The sequence below is a fragment of the Paracoccus sp. S4493 genome (genome assembly GCF_000967735.1).
GTDB lineage: Bacteria > Pseudomonadota > Alphaproteobacteria > Rhodobacterales > Rhodobacteraceae > Paracoccus > Paracoccus marcusii.
Map to the genome: position 1 here is coordinate 1 of NZ_JXYF01000022.1, position 17697 is coordinate 17697.

The following is a 17697-nucleotide window of genomic DNA, read 5'->3' on the forward strand; positions in this document are numbered from 1 at the left end:
CCGCCTGCGCGGCGGTGGGGCCCGACCCCACCGCCCTGCCCGACACCCGCGTCCAGGGCGCCTTCGCCGAAGGCGGCGGCGGCCCCGTGGGCCAGGTCGGCACCACGGCCTTCTGGTCGGGCTATCAGGACCGCACCCTGTCGCGGCTGATCGCGGACGGGCTGGACACCAGCCTGGACATCATCACCGCCAACGAACGCATCCGTGCCGCGGCGGCCGACCTTCAGGCGACCCAGCCCCTTGCGGCCCAGATCAGCGGAGAGCCCGCATCGGCCAGCCGCGTGCGGTCGGGCGGCGACGGTCAGGCGACCGGCTATTCCAGCAGCGCCAACCTGTCGGCGGGCTTCGTGTTCGACCTGTTCGGGGGCGCGCGCCGTGCCCGCGAAGGGGCCGCTGCGGGCGTCGCATCGGCCGAGGCGCTGGCCCAGGTCACCCGGCTGGCATGGCTGGCCGAGGTCATCAGCGCCTATTCCGACGCACGCTACAACCAGCAGGCGCTGGCTCTGACCCGCGACACGATCGAGGCGCGCCAGGCCACCCTGCGCGTCACCCGCGACAGCCAGGCCCTGGGCCTTGCCACCGATTTCGACATCGCCCAGACCGAGGCTCTGCTGCAGACCGCGCAGGCCGACCTTCCCGCCTTCGAGGCGCAATTCAACGCGCAGGTCTATCGCCTGTCGACGCTGCTGAACCAGCAGGCCGGGCCGCTGATGTCGCAGATGCAGGGCGGATCGGGCGCGCTGCGCATCCCGCCCGGCCCCGGCACCGGGGTACCGGCCGAACTGCTGCGCAACCGTCCAGACGTGCGCGCGGCCCAGCAGGATCTGGTGCAGGCGCTGGCGGCAGTGGGGGTCGCGACGGCGGACATGCTGCCCTCGCTCTCGCTGACCGGCACGGTCAGCGACACGGGCGGGGCGACGGGCTGGGGCTTTGGCCCGCGCATCAGCCTGCCGGTGGCCAACCAGGGCATCCTGGGCGCGACCCGCACCCGCCGCGTGTCCGAGGCGCGCCAGGCCGATCTGGCATGGCGCAGTCAGGTCGCGGCCTCGGTCGAGGATGTGCAGACCAGCCAGTCGAACCTGCGCCGCCTGCGCCAGCGCGTCGATGCGCTGGACCGCGCGGCGGCCAGCTATGACCGGGCCTATGCCCTGGCGCGCACGAACTTCGAGGCGGGCGCCCTGCCGCTGGTCGATCTGCTGGACGCCGACCGCCAGCGTGCGGCGGCACGCCTGCAGGCCGCATCGGCCCGCAACGACGCCGCCAAGGAGTGGGCCGCGCTGCAGATCGCGACCGGTGCCGGTGCCGCCGTGGCGCGGATCGCCGACTAAGCCCGTGGCGGCAGCAGGGCGCTGCCGCCGCTTTCGTCTTTCAGCGCGATGCCCGTCGCGCCGATCCGACGCCCCTGCATCACCAGCCAGGCCAGCCGTTCGGCGGCGGCCTGATGGGACAGCCCCCCGTTCGGATGAATGTTCGACACGCAGTTGCGCGCGTTGTCGCGCAGCCCGATCCGAGGCGCATGGGTCAGATAGGCGCCAAGGCTGTCGGCCACCGACAGTCCAGGCCGTTCGCCGATCAGCATCAGCACCATGCCCGCCCGCGTGGCCGCCCCGATCGCATCGCCCAAGGCCACCCGCGCGCCCTGCGCCAGAATCACCGGACGCCCCGCCAGTTCCGGCAGGCAGGCGAGCAGCGCGCGCACCACGCCCGCGGCCTGCGCCATGACCGCGGGCGCGGACAGCCCGTCCCCGATCACCACCTGCAGCGGCGCGTCCAGCCGGGGCAGGTCATGGGGCGCCAGCCGCCGCCCCAGGTCGGGGCGGCGCAGATAGGTGGCGCGGTCGGTCGCCATGCTGTCCACCCGCAGCACCGGCAGCGGGCCAAGGTCCTGCGCCAGCGCGTCCCAATCCACCTGCCCGTGGATCGCATCGCGCGCCGCCGCGTGGTCCTGCTGAAACCGCAGCAGGTCCGGCAGGGCGGTCGGCCCGGCCCCCGCCTGCAGCCGCACCCGCGCCGGTGTCAGGGCGGACAGGCGGCGCAGGTCCGGCGCGCTCATGCGGACAGCCCAAGGCGGCGGGCCATCGCGCCGGGATCGGGCAATGCCCCGCCCGCAAGGCCGAACGCATCCAGCCAGGCCGCGAATTCGGGTGCCGGGGTCAGGCCGGTGGTTTCGCGCAGATAGGCGATGTCCTCGAATGCCAGGCTTTGATAGCCCAGCATCACGTCGTCGGCGCCCGGCACGGCGATCACGAAATTGACCCCCGCCTGCGCCAGCAGCGCCGACAGCGTGTCCATGTCGTCCTGGTCGGCCTCGACATGGTTGGTATAGCAGACATCGACCCCCATCGGCAGGCCCAGCAGCTTGCCGCAGAAATGATCCTCCAGCCCCGCACGGATGATCTGCTTGCCGTCGAACAGGTATTCCGGCCCGATGAAGCCCACGACGGTATTGACCAGCAGCGGCGCATAGGCGCGGGCGACGCCCTGGGCGCGGGCCTCCATCGTCTGCTGATCGACACCGTGATGGGCGTCGGCCGACAGGGCGGACCCCTGCCCCGTCTCGAAATACATCACGTTCTGGCCGACCGTGCCCCGCCCCGCCGCCAATCCCGCCTGATGGGCCTCCTCCAGCATCGACAGGGTGATGCCGAAACCTTCGTTGGCGGCCTGGCTGCCCGCGACCGACTGGAAAATCAGGTCCACCGGAGCGCCCCGCTCCAGCAGGGTCAGGGCGTTGGTCACATGGGTCAGAACGCAGGTCTGCGTTGGGATGTCCAGCGCCTGGCGCATCTCGTCCAGGGCGGTCAGCAGGGTGTGGCAATTGACCAAGTTGTCCGACGCCGGGTTGATCCCGATCACCGCGTCGCCCGCCCCCTGCAACAGCCCGTCCAGCACCGCGACCGCGATGCCGCGCGGGTCATCCGCCGGATGGTTGGGCTGCAGCCGCGAGGCCAGCACCCCCGCCCCGCCGATGGTGTTCCGGAATGCCGTGACGACCCGCACCTTGCGCGCCACGCGGATCAGGTCTTGGTTGCGCATCAGCTTGCTGACCGCGGCCACCATCTCCGGCGTCAGGCCGGGGGCGACGGCGGCCAGGGCCGCACCGTCCGTGGCGGGTGACAGCAGCCAGTCGCGCAGATCGCCCACGGTCATCGACGCGACCGGCGCAAAGGCCGCGCGGTCGTGGCCATCGATGATCAGGCGTGTGACCTCGTCATCCTCATAGGCAACCAGCGCATCGGAGAGGAACGTGGACAGTGGCAGGTCCATCAGCACGCGCCGCGCCGCCACGCGTTCCAGCGCGCTGCCCGCCGCGATCCCGGCCAGCTGATCGCCCGACCGTTCCGGCGAGGCCGCGGCCATCACCGCAGCCAGGCTGTCAAAGCGAAATCTGTGGTCGCGCGCTGTGGCGGCATACGTGGCCATGACCATCCCCGGTTGTCGGGGGACAGAATGACCCGAACGCTATCGGGGTCAAGGCATCGATGAAAGGGGGGGTTGGTGCGGCCGAGAAACACCGACTAGAACAAGCACCCCGTATCAGCCGTTATTGCATCTGCTTACGCACCGTTCTGAATTTCAGAAATCCAGCATTCTTATGTGCTTACCGTGTATTCGATTGTCAGGTGTTATCGTCCCGTATACGTTGCAGGTGTGGAACCTAGTGTGTAACGGAGAGTGGTATGGCACGCGACAAGCTGAGTGCGGTTCATGTACGACAATCGCCTGCCGGCAAGTACGGAGACGGCGGAGGTTTGTGGCTGCTAAAGAAGGATAAGGACGTCGGCAGTTGGATGTTTCGAGTGTCCGTTCATGGTCGTTTGCGGCATATGGGCCTAGGCTCGATCTCAGATGTTTCCTTGGCAGAAGCGCGCGCTGCTGCCGCAAAGTGGCGCACGGTCGCGAGAGAAGGCCTCGACCCCATTCAAGAGCGAGAGCGTCAGCGGCGTGAAGCTGGACGAAACCTGCACTTGCTGGCAGACGTCGCGGCCGACGCCTTTGAGGCCAGGAAAGCGGACCTCAAGGGCGAAGGCAAAGCAGGCCGGTGGTTCAGCCCTCTTGAGATCCATGTTCTTCCGAAGCTGGGTAAGTATCCGGTTTCAAACATCGATCAGATTGCAATTCGAGATGCACTCAAGCCGATCTGGAAAACCAAGGCGGCAACAGCTGAGAAGGCGCTGCAGCGTCTCACTATCGTGATGAACCATGCAGCGGCACTGGGCTATCCGGTAGACATCCAAGCCTGCCTTAAGGCAAAGGCGCTGCTAGGTGGGCAAGGCCACCAGGTCGAAAACATCCCGTCCCTATCCTGGCAGGATGTGCCAGCTTTCTATTTGTCGCTGTCGGACGGCTCAACAACCCATCTCGCACTGCGCCTGTTGATCCTGACTGGTCTGCGGTCTGCGCCCGTTCGAATGATGCGGGTCGAACATGTCGTTGGCGACGTGCTGACAGTGCCGGCAGATCTGATGAAAGGTAGAAAGGGCGATGCCAAGCCTTTCAGAGTTCCCCTGGCGCCTGAAGCGATGATGCTGATCGAGGAGGCCAAACGTCAGGCCCGTGACGGCTTGCTGTTCCCCAGCCCCCGGGGCGGCGTTCTGAGCGACATGTCTTTGTCTCGCCTCATGGAGCGCCGTGAAATGGAAGCGCGCCCTCATGGGTTCCGATCGAGCCTGCGCGTGTACCTTGCCGAGAACGGCTGCCCCCGAGACGTGGGTGAGATGATCCTGGCCCACTCGGTCATGGGCAAGGTCGAGGCGTCCTACCAGCGATCAGACCTGTTGGCTGTGCGCCGCCCTTGGCTGGAGCGCTGGGCCCGGTTCGTGACGACGGGAAGGGACAGGTCGGCAGAGATCCCCTCAAGTGCTGAGGTTGTGACGCTGCGAGAAGGAGCAGCCTGAAATGGGGCGTGCCAATCATCGGGAAGTCCGCTTGCAAGCTAGCGACGTCGCATTGGCTGCACGCTGGATCAGCAACGTGGCGCTTCCATCTCTTGAGGGTCGTCAAGATACAATACTTACTCCCGAGTTCGGTGCTGAGCATGCAGCGAGGCTTGTCCGCCTATTCGGGACGCTGGAAAAGAAGGCAGCGAGAAAGAGGATCGCTGACAAATTCAGCGCGGCGATCTGCACAGAGGATGCTGCATCGTTTGCTTACGCTGTTAGCTTATGCCGCCCTCACTGGCCGCTATGTGAAGCGGCAGCCATTCTGAGGATTGCTGTCGCTATGCAGGAAGCTGGAACCGTCAAAAGTCGTGGACGAAAGACCTTGACCCGGGAGGAGATCGAAGCTCGTGCAGTTGGGGCAGTCCTACGTGAGGAACGTCACCAGAAACGGCTCAAGGCTCGTGTCCGTCGGAATGAAGCTTGGGATGCATGGTCGCGCGAGATGCAGCGGCGAGGTGAGACTATCCTGACCACCTCCCTGATATCTCCTATAATCTGACCAAATTAACGCCACTGCTCCAGTACGGAGCGATACCGCATGATCCCTTCAGATGAATGGAGGCAATCATGACCGCTCAATACGAACATGCCGATCCGCTTCTGACCGATAAGGAAGGTTGCGCAATCCTTGGTATCGCGAAGCCCACTTGGTGGCGCTGGGTGCGTGACGGGATCATTCCGAAGCCTGTCAAGCTGGGCTCTCTATCCCGCTGGCCGCGTTCCGAGATCCTTGCCGTGATCGAGAATGCCAAAGCGGCACGAAAAGCTGCCGCTTGACCGTCCAGCCGGGAAACAAAACCCCCGGCGCTGTTTCCAGAACCGAGGGCGGTTGGGCTTACTCACTTCGTCGCTGTTGTGAATTTAGCACCGCATGGCCGCCCGCGCAACAAAAGGCTGCGCACATGGCAATCTTCGCTCCCCTTCCTGTCCGGCTGCCGCATGGCCCAGTTGAACGTGACCCGACTGATGGGCGCACAATCCGCGTCCTGCCGATGAACCGACACCTTATCCCCATGCCGGAAATCAGGTTTCCGCGGCATTTCGGACAAATGACCATGCCCCAGATTGTATCGGCATACGGGCACCCCGAGTACCTGCTCCAGCAGGCTCGCATCGCCGCGCTGATCGACACGGCGGCAGAAATTGGCGAACTCACAGACCGTGACGTGATCATGCTCCAGGATCTTACCGACCTGCTAGCGATCGTCATTCGCAAGGCGTCCGGCGGCATCGCCTCGCGCTGGTCACACAAGTACCTGCTGCCGATCTTTGGGACGTTCCCTTCGTTCGACGAGGTGCAAGGGCGCTTCCAGGTGCGGGATGGCCGGCAGGAGGTATACGACGCGATCGGCTTCCTGCATTCCGTGTCCGTCTACCTCGATCGGCTGGAGGCAACGCTCAACCCAGTGTCCAAGGCACTGATCGCCGGAGGGTGCGACCATGGCTGATAAGCGTGCATCGCAACCAGTGGTGCCATTCGTGGTGGCCTGGGAGGGCGAAAATCAATACGAGGTACGGCCGTGCCGATGGGCTGGTAATAAGCCCGCGCTGTGGCAACGCCATGCTCCCGGGACCGGAAAGCCGCTGTTCGAGGATCTCCACGTTGTAAGGTCGCGCCGAGCCGTGGCGCAATGGCTGTGTCCTATCTGTGGGAAGAGTACTGATCCATCTGACAGATTTTGGTTCGGCCTTGGTGAGCCCAGCCTGCAAAGGCAGGATGGGTCCCACTGGGGGTTTGCGACATTCAATGCTCCGAACCACAAGCGTTGCGCAGAGATCGCGGCAGAAGGCTGCCCCCATCTTGCCCAGAGCGGGCATAGGCCGATGCCGTTCCCGACCCCTGACGCCATCGTGGCAGGAAACCTAGTCGCTGTCGGCGGCTCTGTGGAGGCCACCGGCTTCTCTCTCCGTCCTGGGCAGACTGTTGCCGGCCAGCTGTTCTTCGTCTGGCGTAAGAAGCCCAAGGGGGCGCTGTGATGGCCCAGGACATGACCCCCGATGACTGGGAAGCTGTGTGGCAGGCCCAGCAGGAAGCTCCAGCGCGCGATCATTGGAGCGATCGTCACCGACACATGACGCAACTTGGCGCGAGCCTGGAATGCGATGGCGCCGAGGTGCGAGGTGCGATGATCAATAACGGGCCCCTGCTATCTATCAATCCGAAGCCGTTTGTGTACCGCGCACCCTCGAAGTTGCCTCCACGCGAATGGCTGTACGGTCATCACCTTTGCAGGCAGTACGCATCTGCGACCATCGCACCTGGTGGCGTCGGCAAGACAACACTGACCGTCACCGATGCTCTGGCTATGGCGACAGGGCGCACTCTCATTGGGCTCAAACCCCATTGCCCGCTGCGGGTCTGGTTGTGGAACGGTGAGGATCCGACAGTCGAACTCGAGCGTCGGATGATCGCTGCAATGGAATTCCATGGGATCGGGCCCGAAGATGTCGATGGGCGTCTGTTCATCGACAGCGGTCGCGATATGCCGATCAAGATCGGACAGGCGACACCTGCCGGACCCATGATTGCTGAGCCGGTCGTTTCAGCACTGATCGAGGCGCTTCGGTCCCGAAAGATCGACGTGCTGATCGTCGATCCCTTCGTCTCAGTTCACTCCATGCCGGAGAACGACAACGGGGCCATGGACGCAGCTGTAAAGGCATTCGCGCTGATCGCCGACCGGACGGGCTGTGCGATCGACCTGGTGCACCACAGCCGCAAACTGAACGGTGCTGATGCGGACATCGACGCCGCGCGGGGCGGGTCAGCAATCGCCGGGGCGGTTCGCGCCGCTCGTGTTCTCAATGTAATGAACACTGAGACAGCCGAGGTCTTTGGTATCTCTGGTGATGAGCGCCGGTCTTATGTGCGTGTCGATGACGCCAAGGCAAACCTTGCTCCCGCATCAGCCGCAAGGTGGTTCCGTCTTTCCGGCCAAGCACTGGGCAACTCGACAGACGATCGTCCTGAGGATTTCGTTGCAGTAGCGGATAGCTGGACACCGCCAGACACATTCGACGGCATCACCGTGGCAGATCTGCTGCGGGTCCAGAACGCCATTGACCAGAAAGCGCTTAGGGAAAACGTCCAGGCTAATGAATGGGCGGGGTATGTTATCGGTCCACTGCTGGATCTCGATCCGAACGATAAGACCGACAAGGCTAGGATCAAGAGGATGATCAAGACGTGGATTTCAACCGGCGCCTTGAAAATAGAACGAGTGCAGGATGGGAAGGGGCACGATCGCCCCGTGATTGCTGTAGGAGAGTGGGCTGTTGAGGACTAGCAGCCACCTAGCACAGATTTCCCCAGTCATAAGTGATGACCCGGCCCCGCGTCGGGTTTTCTCTTGCGATGTTCCCCACCTCAAAACGCGTGGTGGGGCAAGGTGGGGAGGTGGGGGTGAAATAACCCACTGCCGCCACCCCCACCACCACCTTCCTAAGGGGTGTGGGGGTGGGGTGGGGGTATCACCCATGAGCCAGAGACGGGGTGTTCAAGGTGGGGACGGTTTTAGCAGGCTCGACACTTGTCGACACCTGTAGGCTACAGTGGTGGCTGATCATTCATGCTGCGCCGCGACTTCCTTGGCCTGGCAGACTGCAAATTCAGTGACGGCATTCGCATAGTCGATCGCTTCGTTTGCGAAGTCTGACGCTTCATCTGAATAGGATTGAAGATCTCGAATGTAACGATCGATTTCGTCCTGATACGCCTGGATCTCCCAAGCGTCGCACGTGTGCTCCCGGCTGTAGCCGTAACCTGACAAGCAGTACGGCACGCTCGGTTTCGAGAACGGCCCGCTAGGCTCGCTCCCGGAAAAGGAGGGATCGTAGCAATAGGCTTGGGCAGCATGGACAGGCATCCAGCTGAGCAATGCAGAGAGTAAAATAGCACGCATTCGATATCACCTAATAGGGAATTTCCTGCCGATATGCACGCATAAGATGTGTTTTCGGTCAATGGATTAGGTTGGCTTGGTTGCGCTCCACAAACAATTTTTGATGCGGGTATCGCACCAATTGTGTTGCGGATTTCACAACGAAAACAATCGGTTGACGCTACACTGGTTGTCATGCGATTCTTGATTTCAGATAGATGTATGAGGTTTCACCATGCCCTCAGGCGGCGCACGACCCAACGCAGGACGCCCGAAAGGCTCCCAGAACCTTAGGACGATCGCCGCGACGGAACTTGTCGCCCGAGCCCGGGAGCGGTTTCCGACATATAGCCCGATCGAGGCCCTTATTGCCTTGGCCGAGAACTCCGATGACCCATCGCTGCAGAAGGACTGCCACGCCGCCGTCCTACCGTACATGGCCCCACGCTACCGCCCGATCGAGGCAGATCCTGACGCACTCGTCGAACTGGAATGGCGAATGATCCGGGCCCGCCTGGATGCGGTCGCCCAGGCATCTGAGGTCGTCCCCGGCCTTGCAGAGCGTCTGCAGCGCGCCATGGCGGCAGAGGCACTGCACATCGCAGAGAACCCGCAGCTGATGGATGCCGCGCCTCCGGTCGATACTCGTCCGGCTCCACCACCGGCACCGCAAGCCACACCTGCGCCTAAGCCTGCAGCCTTCGTCCCGCCCGCCCCTCCTGCGCCTTTCGTCGACTATCGCCCGGTGCTGCCGCGATCGTCCTCGCGCGGGGTGGATTTCGTGGAATGCGAGTACGACCCGACGGGCGGTAGTTATGACCTCCCCTGAACCCAACCAGACGAACCACGACTGAACCTTCCGTCATCAACAGGATAATTCATCATGCCATTCCCAGAGAAACGAACCGAACTCATGACGGCGGCGGCCCAGGTAGACACCGCCATCGCGAACCTTCGGCCGATGCTGACGAGGCTCAACGCCGCTGAGGCAGATATCCGCCGCGAACTGATTGCCACTGGCAAACCTCTGCGCGACCACCTTCCGGGTGCCGTGCGGCTGTCTAGCCTGGCGCAGAGCCTCATTCAGCCTGGTCCTGAACTGACCGGCAAGACACTCGCCGGACTGGCGGGCCAAGCATACCCGGTGGGACTGTGATGGAACGCACGACACCCAAGAGCTTGCAGGCGCAGCTGGACGCTGTCGATCGCCTGTTGACCGCCAAGCAGGTCGAGGCAGAACAGGGGGCGCTAGCGGCTGTCGAGAGCCCGGAGAAGGCTGAAGCCCTCGCTGTAGTGCTGTCGGAGATCAAGCACCTTAAGAAAGATCGCAGCGTTTTCGTCGATGCATTGATCGCGGCCCAGCGTCGAGAGCAACAGGACAAGGCCAGCGGCGAGGCCCAGCGTCGGGCCGAGGCACGCGCGGCCGCCGCGGTTCATGCCGCCGACACCATCGCAAAGGCGACGCGTGTCGATAGCCTGATGGCCGATCTTATCGCTGCCCTGGCCGACTTGCAGGCATCCGAGGACGCGACGCGTGAAAAGGCCCGCATTGCCGGGGGTATCCTTAATTCTGTCCGCGTCGGCCAGCAGGACGCTGTAGGGCACGCGCTGCGCAATCTTCAGCGCATCGCCACGGGCAACCGGACAAGCGCGCCTCGATCGACCGCTGACATTTGTCGCGCCGGCTGGTTAGACCTCCTGGAAACCTCTGACAGCAACGAGGTTGCATGATGGACCCGGATCACGCTCATTCGCTGTTCCCTGCCGACGTGCCTCAAGGGGCGGTCCCCCCTAAGCAATTCAGCAGCGGACCGATCGCCAAGCCAGTGACCATGGCGCCGCAGTCCAAACCTGCGTCTGATCCTGCGTCCGCCTCCAGCTTGTTCCCGACTGAGGCACTGCCCGATCCTGCGGCTGCCGTCGCATCGACGTTCGAGCCCTGGGCCGTGGCGGCTCATGCCGGTGGCAACGCTGCCCAAGCGGAGGAATGGCGCGCTGCGGGGGAGGTGCTGGCGTCCGATTTCCGCGACAGCGCCATGGACCCCGAGGACGTCCGGGTGATCATGGACCTGACCCGCGAGGCGCAGGGCAATACGACTTTCGGTGCCGTCGACCCTGAGCGGCTGGAAATCGATCGTGCTCGGGCCACGGATCAGCTGATCGAGGCAGGTGTCACCGATGCCGATGTCGATCTGGCGCGGCGCCTGGTCACAGATCTCGACGCCAAGATGGGCGGCAAGGTTTCAGCCTGGCTGCGCGGTACCGGTCAAGGAAACGATCCCCGGACGATCCAGCGCGCGATCGCAGAAGCCAAGCGCCGCGGCTATCGGTGATGACGTCCAGATGTCCCATGTGCCAAGGCGAGATGACGCTTGCCCCGCTCCCGGACCTGATCATCGATTGCCAGATCAGCGAGGAGGGGGAGGATGTCCTCAATGCATTGGCGCGAGCCCGAGGATCTTGGCTAACCACCCCTCAACTGCTCGACGCGATTGCGACCGGATGGGCCGACGTCGATCAGCCGGACTATCATCAGGGGCTCCGGATCGTGCGCAAGGCTGTTGACGAAATCATGTGGAAGCTGCCAGGCGTCCAGGTGGTGCGATATGGCATCGGCTGGCGCCTGAAGCTTGCTAAGGCGGTGCAGCCTGCCGGGAGCGCCAAAGGCCTGTCCTGCTCCTGCTGTGGGCGCTGGCTGACCCCATCCGACATCACACGCGAGGCTCTAGTTGTGGGCTGCAGCATCCCTGAACAGCAGGCTCGCGTTATTGCCGCGTTGTGGGGCCGCAAGCAGCCCGTGCGCAATCGGCAGATCCTGGCGTCAATGTTTCGGGACGTGGACGCTTACCCAACCGACCCACGCGCGGCTTACCTTGCGCTCAAGGTCGCGATGTCTCGATTGCGCAGGGCATTGAACGGCACGGGTTTCGGCATCATCAATGCGGGGTACGCCAGCGGCTTTGCGCTGTACCGGCTCGGAGATGCTCACACTAGCAAGCGCTACGAGTGGCAAAAAGCGGAACCGGACCTTCATACAGCGCTAGATTAGCCGGTGATGCATGTTACGCTACCTGCGCGTTCATACTGAGGTATATAATGCCGATCACTGAATATCAGTTTATTGAGGCAGATAGCGATTATTACGCGATAAGTCTTAATTTCACCGGCGGGATAAAGGCCTGGAAACTAGATCACAACGAGTGGTCTCTAGGTCCAATTGAATATTTTGGCGCCCCCACCATTATTGCGAGCCTTTCTGATAGCGAGCTACGCTCAGCCATTTCTCATCTTGGTATTAGTCCAGTTCAATACGAAAATACCAACGTCTCGGGTGGCATTGCAACGACGTTTCTACGAAGCGCGAGTGCTGGGCAAAGTGATGTTTCAATAGGGCCCGCAGATGTATGGCACAACATATCTAAGAACATTGGTCGAGACCGTATCAGACGCTATCGCTGCGAGCGTACTGAAGCAAATTTTTCGGAAATAAAAAAGGAAAAACCGAAAACCACATTTGACGAAAGATACGCTGATTATATAAGTGACAGCTTACGTTCAATGGACATTTGTGTCGGCGCGATTTGCAGTTATTACCACCAAGCTCTTATCGCCGCCATAAGATCCAAGCAGCAACCAGGTACGGGCGTCGCCACTACTGCGGACTTACCATTTATTGCGAACGTACATTCTTTTTTTATTCATGTTGGAGCAGCGAGGGATTATCTCGCGCTATTAATTGCACGACGCTTAAACCTTCGCGACAAAATTAATGGAATGAATCGGTTAGTCGAAGATCTCGATTGGGATAGCGTTTCGATCGATCCCTTGATCCTCAAGCTCGTATCAGAAGGATGCCTCGCGCGAAAAGACGGATCAACTAAGTGCAAAGTGTCCGGCTGGTTGGAGCAAGTCTCTAACCTACGAAACACGCTAGTACACAAGCGACCTTACGGTTCACACGCGGACGAACAGCTTGGTCGGATCGAAAAAGTAGAAGGTCTGAACGGCCACTTCGTTTACATCAAGCCCATTGTGATGGGCGACGCTAACATAAAGGACACCCTCGACGTCGTTGCTGACACTTACGCGAAGATGGGAAGACTATTTCTTGATCTAGCAGGTGTATCGGGCGGTGACACGAGCATTCCAGTCCTTACAGACGGCCAGATATCAGAAGTCAATGCAGGGGGGGGGGAGTGACTCCACGATGCGTAGCATTGCTTTGAGATCAGCACCGCTGGAGGCACCACCGCACGCAACTATGTGGAACTAGGTGTGTAACAACTTACCTAATCATCCCTCAACCAACTGAATTGGCGAGAAAAATCGAATGAAGTTGGTGCGGCCGAGAAGACTCGAACTTCCACTCCGGTTAAGGAACAGCGACCTCAACGCTGCGCGTCTACCAATTCCGCCACGGCCGCATCCGGGCAGTGCGCGCCTGATAGCCGAGGCCGATTGCAAAGAAAAGCGGTTTCTGCGGATGCCGACGGATGTTGACGGGGACGGACGAAGAGGCCACATCGCAACCATGGTTGAATGGATCATCAGCAGCGGCCTGACCGCGCATTCCGACGCCGTGGCCCTGATGGAGGATCGCGTGGCGCAGATCCATGCAGGCCAGGCCCTCGAGGCCGTCTGGCTGGTCGAACACCCGCCCCTGTACACGGCCGGGACCAGCGCCCGCCCCCAGGACCTGCTGGACGCGCGCTTTCCGGTGCACCAGACCGGGCGGGGCGGTCAGTACACCTATCACGGGCCGGGCCAGCGCGTGGCCTATGTCATGCTGGACCTGAACCGGCGTGGCCGCGACGTGCGCGCCTTTGTCGGACAGCTGGAGGGGTGGGTGATCGACGCGCTTGCCGGCTTCGGCGTGTCAGGCCAGATCCGCGAGGGGCGCGTGGGCGTCTGGGTGCCGCGTCCCGACAAGCCCCCCCTGCCCGATGGCCAGATGCGCGAGGACAAGATCGCCGCCATCGGCGTCAAGCTGCGCCGATGGGTCAGCTTTCACGGCATCGCCGTCAACGTGGACCCCGACCTGTCGCATTACGGCGGGATCGTGCCCTGCGGGATCAGCGGGCACGGCGTGACCTCGCTGGTCGATCTGGGGCTGCCGGTGGGGATGGCCGATCTGGACGTGGCGCTGCGCCAGGGTTTTGCGCGCACATTCGGCTAGGCCGGCGATCAATTCTTTCCATGCGACCTTTCGATGGCTGGATTTCCGGGGCGCGTTGGCCCTACGGTGCCCTTCGGGAGACCACGGCCCCTCCAGGGCCCAGCGAGGAACTACGCATGAAATCAGCCATTGTCGGCGCCCTGTTGGGCGCGACCCTAGCCATCCCCGCCGTCGCGCAGGAAGCGGGCGACGCCGCCGCGGGCGAGGGCGAATTCCGCAAATGCCGCGCCTGCCACATGATCCAGGACGACAGCGGGACCGACATCGTCAAGGGCGGTGCCACCGGTCCCAACCTGTGGAACATCGTCGGCGCGCCCATCGCCCATATGGAAGGCTTCAACTATGGCGACGGCCTGCTGGCCGCCAAGGAAGCCAACCCGGACATGGTCTGGACCGAGGAGGAGCTGGTCGCCTACGTGACCGACCCAACGGCCTGGGTGAAGGAAAAGTCGGGCGACGATTCGGCCCGCAGCAAGATGACCTTCAAGCTGAACCGCAACCAGGCGGACGTCGCGGCCTATCTGGCCTCGGTTTCGCCGGACGCGCCTGCCGAATGACCCTCTGACGCGGCCCCGTGCCGCCTTGGCGCCCCGGCCGGGTTTTTCGGACCCGGCCGGGGCGTTTGCCTCCGGGGCCACTGTGACGCATTGCCCGGTGCCCGCAGGTGGTCTAAAGAATGCGTGATAATGACGGTCGACAGGCCGGATCGACGACATCTTGAGGGAGTTCGGGTATGGCAGACGCAGCCGCACACGGCCACGACGACCATCATGACACACGCGGGTTCTTCACCCGCTGGTTCATGTCCACCAATCACAAAGACATTGGTATTCTTTATCTTTTTACCGCCGGCCTGGCGGGCCTGATCTCGGTCAGCTTCACCGTCTACATGCGGATGGAACTGCACGAGCCGGGTGTGCAGTACATGTGCATGGAAGGCGCGCGATTCTTCGCGAATGCCGCGGCCGAATGCACCCCCAACGGTCACCTGTGGAACGTCATGATCACGTATCATGGCGTGCTGATGATGTTCTTCGTCGTCATTCCGGCGCTGTTCGGCGGTTTCGGCAACTACTTCATGCCGCTGCAGATCGGTGCACCGGACATGAGCTTCCCGCGGATGAACAACCTCAGCTACTGGCTCTATGTCGCGGGCCTGCTGCTGGGCATCGCCTCGCTGCTGGCACCGGGCGGCAACCAGCAGCCCGGTTCGGGCATCGGCTGGGTGCTGTACCCGCCGCTGTCGACGACCGAGGGCGGCTATTCGACCGACCTCGCGATCTTCGCGGTTCACGTCTCGGGCGCCTCGTCGATCGTCGGTGCCATCAACATCATCACCACCTTCCTGAACATGCGCGCTCCCGGCATGACGCTGTTCAAGGTGCCGCTGTTCGCCTGGTCGGTGTTCATCACCGCCTGGCTGATCCTGCTGGCCCTGCCCGTCCTGGCCGGCGCCATCACCATGCTGCTGATGGACCGCAACTTCGGCACGAACTTCTTCAACCCGGCCGGCGGCGGTGACCCGGTGCTGTACCAGCACATCTTGTGGTTCTTCGGCCACCCGGAAGTGTACATCATCATCCTACCCGGCTTCGGCATCATCAGCCACGTCATCGCGACCTTCTCGCGCAAGCCGATCTTCGGCTACCTGCCGATGGTACTGGCGATGGCCGCGATCGGGATCCTGGGCTTCGTCGTCTGGGCGCACCACATGTACACCGTCGGCATGTCGCTGACCCAGCAGAGCTACTTCATGCTGGCCACGATGACGATCGCCGTGCCTACGGGCATCAAGGTCTTCTCGTGGATCGCGACGATGTGGGGCGGCTCGGTCGAGTTCAAGACGCCGATGCTCTGGGCCTTCGGCTTCCTGTTCCTGTTCACCGTCGGCGGCGTGACCGGCGTGGTGCTGAGCCAAGCACCGCTGGACCGCGTGTATCACGACACCTACTATGTCGTGGCGCACTTCCACTACGTGATGTCGCTTGGCGCGGTCTTCGCGATCTTTGCGGGCATCTACTACTGGATCGGCAAGATGTCGGGTCGCCAGTACCCGGAATGGGCCGGCAAGCTGCACTTCTGGGCGATGTTCATCGGTGCGAACCTGACCTTCTTCCCCCAGCACTTCCTGGGCCGTCAGGGCATGCCCCGCCGCTACATCGACTATCCGGTGGAATACGCCTTCTGGAACGCGATCAGCTCGTGGGGCGCCTATCTGTCCTTCGCGTCGTTCATCTTCTTCATCGGCGTGATGTTCTACACCCTGTTCGCCGGCAAGCGCGTCACCCAGAACAACTACTGGAACGAGTACGCCGACACGCTGGAATGGACCCTGCCCTCGCCCCCGCCCGAGCACACGTTCGAGCAGCTGCCCAAGCGCGAGGACTGGGACCGCAGCCCGGCCCACTGAGGCACATCCCTCGATGCCCTATCGTTGGACAGAAACGGCCCCGGACACGTCCGGGGCCTTTTTGCAAACCGTGACCCTGTGGCCGCACCGGTCGCTGCCCAAACGAGGCTTCGTCTGGTTCATCGGAACGACGGCCACACTGCTGCTGCTGCCGATCCTGGCGGTTCTGGGGACGCAGGTGCTGTGGGGGCTGCTGCCCTTCATGATGCTGACGGTGGGGGGGGTCTGGATTGCCCTGCGCCAGACCTATCGCACCGGACAGACGCGAGAGGAGCTGGTCATGGACCGCAGCCGCCTGCAGATCCGGCGCAACGATCCGGGACGTCCAGAGCGCCTGTGGCAGACCAACAGCTATTGGGTGCGCCCGGGCCTGCGCAATGGTCCGGTCGAGGCCTATCTGACCCTGTCCGACGGCCAGCGCGAGATCGAGCTGGGCGCGTTCCTGACCCCCGATGAACGCCGCGACCTGTGCGACGAGCTGATGCGGCGGCTAGCGCGGCTGCGCTAGTCGTCGTCGGCGCGGTCCGGCAGGTCGTCGTGGTCGGTCTTGGCAATGTCTTCCAGCTCTGCATCGGTCATGCTGTGATACATGTCCTTGGACGCGCCCTGCAGGTCGCCGACCTTCGTCTCGCCGCGCTTGGCGGACAGGGCGGCGCCTGCGGCGCGTTGCTGGGCTTTGGATCGTGCGGGCATGGGGTCACCTCCTGCCCGCACAACGCGTGATGCGACGCGCGGGTTTCAGGCCAGCAGGCGCGCCTTGACGGCCGGACCCACCGCACCGAAATCCATCTGGCCGGCATGGCGCTCCTTCAGCGCGGCCATCACGCGACCCATGTCGCGGATGCCCTCGGCACCCAGATCGGCGATGGCCGCGTCGATCGCGGCGGTCGTCTCGACGCTGTTCATCTGGCGCGGCAGGAACTCCTGGATCACGCCGATCTCGTCCTCCTCCTTGGCGGCCAGCTCCAGACGGCCGCCCTCCTCATAGGCCTTGGCCGATTCCTGGCGCTGCTTGACCATGCGCGACAGGATCATGACCAGGTCGCCCTCGGTTAGGGTGCCGTCGGTGTCCCCGCTGCGCGCGGCGATCTCGCGGTCCTTGACGGCGGCGGCGATCAGGCGCAGCGTCGACAGCCGGGCGCTGTCGCGGGCCTTCATCGCCTCTTTGGTGGCGGTTTGCAGCTTGGCGCGCAGATCCATCTTCGTCTCCAACCCAAGGCGCGGGATGCGCCCGAAAGAACCGCATCTAGCCCCCCGGCGCCTGCGTTTCAAGCGCGGCTCCCCGGC

Annotated in this window: 20 protein-coding genes and 1 tRNA gene; 15 read left to right on the forward strand and 6 right to left on the reverse strand. The window is 63.0% G+C overall.

Features of this window, described 5'->3' with window-relative positions; all coding sequences use genetic code 11:
* Positions 1-1328: efflux transporter outer membrane subunit (locus TW83_RS04510; RefSeq protein WP_045981584.1), on the forward strand; the 1328-nt coding region annotated here is incomplete at its 5' end.
* Here the strand turns inward: TW83_RS04510 and eutC are convergent.
* Entirely contained in the window at positions 1325-2053 is a 729-nt protein-coding gene (eutC, locus tag TW83_RS04515; protein WP_045981585.1) for an ethanolamine ammonia-lyase subunit EutC, read from the reverse strand. The two genes, TW83_RS04510 and eutC, sit on opposite strands and share 4 nt — an antisense overlap.
* Positions 2050-3423 (reverse strand): ethanolamine ammonia-lyase subunit EutB, encoded by a 1374-nt coding sequence (locus TW83_RS04520; protein ID WP_045981586.1) that lies wholly within the window; start codon positions 3421-3423, stop codon positions 2050-2052. Before TW83_RS04520 ends, eutC begins: the two co-directional genes overlap by 4 nt.
* A gap of 257 nt (positions 3424-3680) precedes the next feature.
* Here TW83_RS04520 and TW83_RS04525 point away from each other — a divergent pair, with 257 nt between their 5' ends.
* The 4 genes from TW83_RS04525 (at position 3681) to TW83_RS04535 (ending at position 8230) form a co-directional block, all read left to right on the forward strand.
* Complete coding sequence (locus TW83_RS04525; RefSeq protein WP_045981587.1) at positions 3681-4898, forward strand: site-specific integrase; 1218 nt, start codon at positions 3681-3683, stop codon at positions 4896-4898.
* A gap of 612 nt (positions 4899-5510) precedes the next feature.
* Complete coding sequence (locus tag TW83_RS19735) at positions 5511-5720, forward strand: helix-turn-helix domain-containing protein (RefSeq protein ID WP_084697260.1); 210 nt, start codon at positions 5511-5513, stop codon at positions 5718-5720.
* Between the two features lie 125 nt (positions 5721-5845).
* Positions 5846-6391, forward strand: a complete 546-nt coding sequence (locus TW83_RS04530) for a hypothetical protein (RefSeq protein ID WP_045981588.1) — start codon at positions 5846-5848, stop codon at positions 6389-6391.
* Between the two features lie 528 nt (positions 6392-6919).
* Positions 6920-8230, forward strand: coding sequence for a helicase RepA family protein (locus tag TW83_RS04535; protein ID WP_052714626.1), 1311 nt, complete (start codon positions 6920-6922; stop codon positions 8228-8230).
* Between the two features lie 276 nt (positions 8231-8506).
* On the opposite strand, the gene TW83_RS04540 is transcribed toward TW83_RS04535, so the two are convergent.
* Positions 8507-8845, reverse strand: a complete 339-nt coding sequence (locus TW83_RS04540; RefSeq protein WP_045981589.1) for a hypothetical protein — start codon at positions 8843-8845, stop codon at positions 8507-8509.
* Between the two features lie 478 nt (positions 8846-9323).
* Between TW83_RS04540 and TW83_RS21790 the strand changes: the two genes are divergently transcribed.
* The 6 genes from TW83_RS21790 to TW83_RS20445 are packed head-to-tail and all read left to right on the forward strand — an operon-like array spanning position 9324 to position 13024.
* A complete protein-coding gene (locus TW83_RS21790; RefSeq protein WP_204245718.1) occupies positions 9324-9653 on the forward strand; it encodes a hypothetical protein in 330 nt (109 codons plus the stop codon).
* Positions 9654-9707: 54 nt separating this feature from the next.
* Positions 9708-9980, forward strand: coding sequence for a hypothetical protein (locus TW83_RS04550; RefSeq protein ID WP_045981591.1), 273 nt, complete (start codon positions 9708-9710; stop codon positions 9978-9980).
* The gene (locus TW83_RS04555) at positions 9980-10555 is read left to right on the forward strand and encodes a hypothetical protein (RefSeq protein WP_045981592.1); all 576 of its coding nucleotides are present in this window, start codon (positions 9980-9982) and stop codon (positions 10553-10555) included. Before TW83_RS04550 ends, TW83_RS04555 begins: the two co-directional genes overlap by 1 nt.
* Entirely contained in the window at positions 10552-11157 is a 606-nt protein-coding gene (locus TW83_RS04560) for a hypothetical protein (protein WP_157001338.1), read from the forward strand. Before TW83_RS04555 ends, TW83_RS04560 begins: the two co-directional genes overlap by 4 nt.
* A 32-nt stretch (positions 11158-11189) precedes the next feature.
* On the forward strand, positions 11190-11873 hold the full coding sequence (locus TW83_RS19230) for a hypothetical protein (protein ID WP_157001340.1): 684 nt from the start codon (positions 11190-11192) through the stop codon (positions 11871-11873).
* A 47-nt stretch (positions 11874-11920) separates the two neighbouring features.
* Complete coding sequence (locus tag TW83_RS20445; RefSeq protein WP_157001342.1) at positions 11921-13024, forward strand: hypothetical protein; 1104 nt, start codon at positions 11921-11923, stop codon at positions 13022-13024.
* Between the two features lie 137 nt (positions 13025-13161).
* Here the strand turns inward: TW83_RS20445 and TW83_RS04570 are convergent.
* Positions 13162-13248, reverse strand: a tRNA-Leu gene (locus TW83_RS04570).
* A 107-nt stretch (positions 13249-13355) separates the two neighbouring features.
* On the opposite strand from TW83_RS04570, the gene lipB reads away from it, so the two are divergent.
* From lipB to TW83_RS04590, 4 genes are all read left to right on the forward strand, one after another.
* Positions 13356-14000 (forward strand): lipoyl(octanoyl) transferase LipB, encoded by a 645-nt coding sequence (gene lipB / locus TW83_RS04575; RefSeq protein ID WP_045981594.1) that lies wholly within the window; start codon positions 13356-13358, stop codon positions 13998-14000.
* Between the two features lie 116 nt (positions 14001-14116).
* A complete protein-coding gene (locus TW83_RS04580; RefSeq protein ID WP_045981595.1) occupies positions 14117-14557 on the forward strand; it encodes a cytochrome c550 in 441 nt (146 codons plus the stop codon).
* A gap of 176 nt (positions 14558-14733) precedes the next feature.
* Positions 14734-16410: a cytochrome c oxidase subunit 1 gene (locus TW83_RS04585; RefSeq protein WP_045981596.1), complete on the forward strand. Its 1677-nt coding sequence runs from the start codon at positions 14734-14736 to the stop codon at positions 16408-16410.
* 70 nt (positions 16411-16480) lie between these two features.
* A complete protein-coding gene (locus TW83_RS04590) occupies positions 16481-16918 on the forward strand; it encodes a DUF2244 domain-containing protein (RefSeq protein ID WP_343251962.1) in 438 nt (145 codons plus the stop codon).
* Here the strand turns inward: TW83_RS04590 and TW83_RS04595 are convergent.
* Both TW83_RS04595 and TW83_RS04600 read right to left on the reverse strand, forming a co-directional pair.
* Positions 16915-17103 (reverse strand): DUF3008 family protein, encoded by a 189-nt coding sequence (locus tag TW83_RS04595; protein WP_045981598.1) that lies wholly within the window; start codon positions 17101-17103, stop codon positions 16915-16917. The two genes, TW83_RS04590 and TW83_RS04595, sit on opposite strands and share 4 nt — an antisense overlap.
* Before the next feature lie 45 nt (positions 17104-17148).
* Complete coding sequence (locus tag TW83_RS04600) at positions 17149-17610, reverse strand: GatB/YqeY domain-containing protein (RefSeq protein ID WP_045981599.1); 462 nt, start codon at positions 17608-17610, stop codon at positions 17149-17151.
* Positions 17611-17697: the final 87 nt, after the last annotated feature.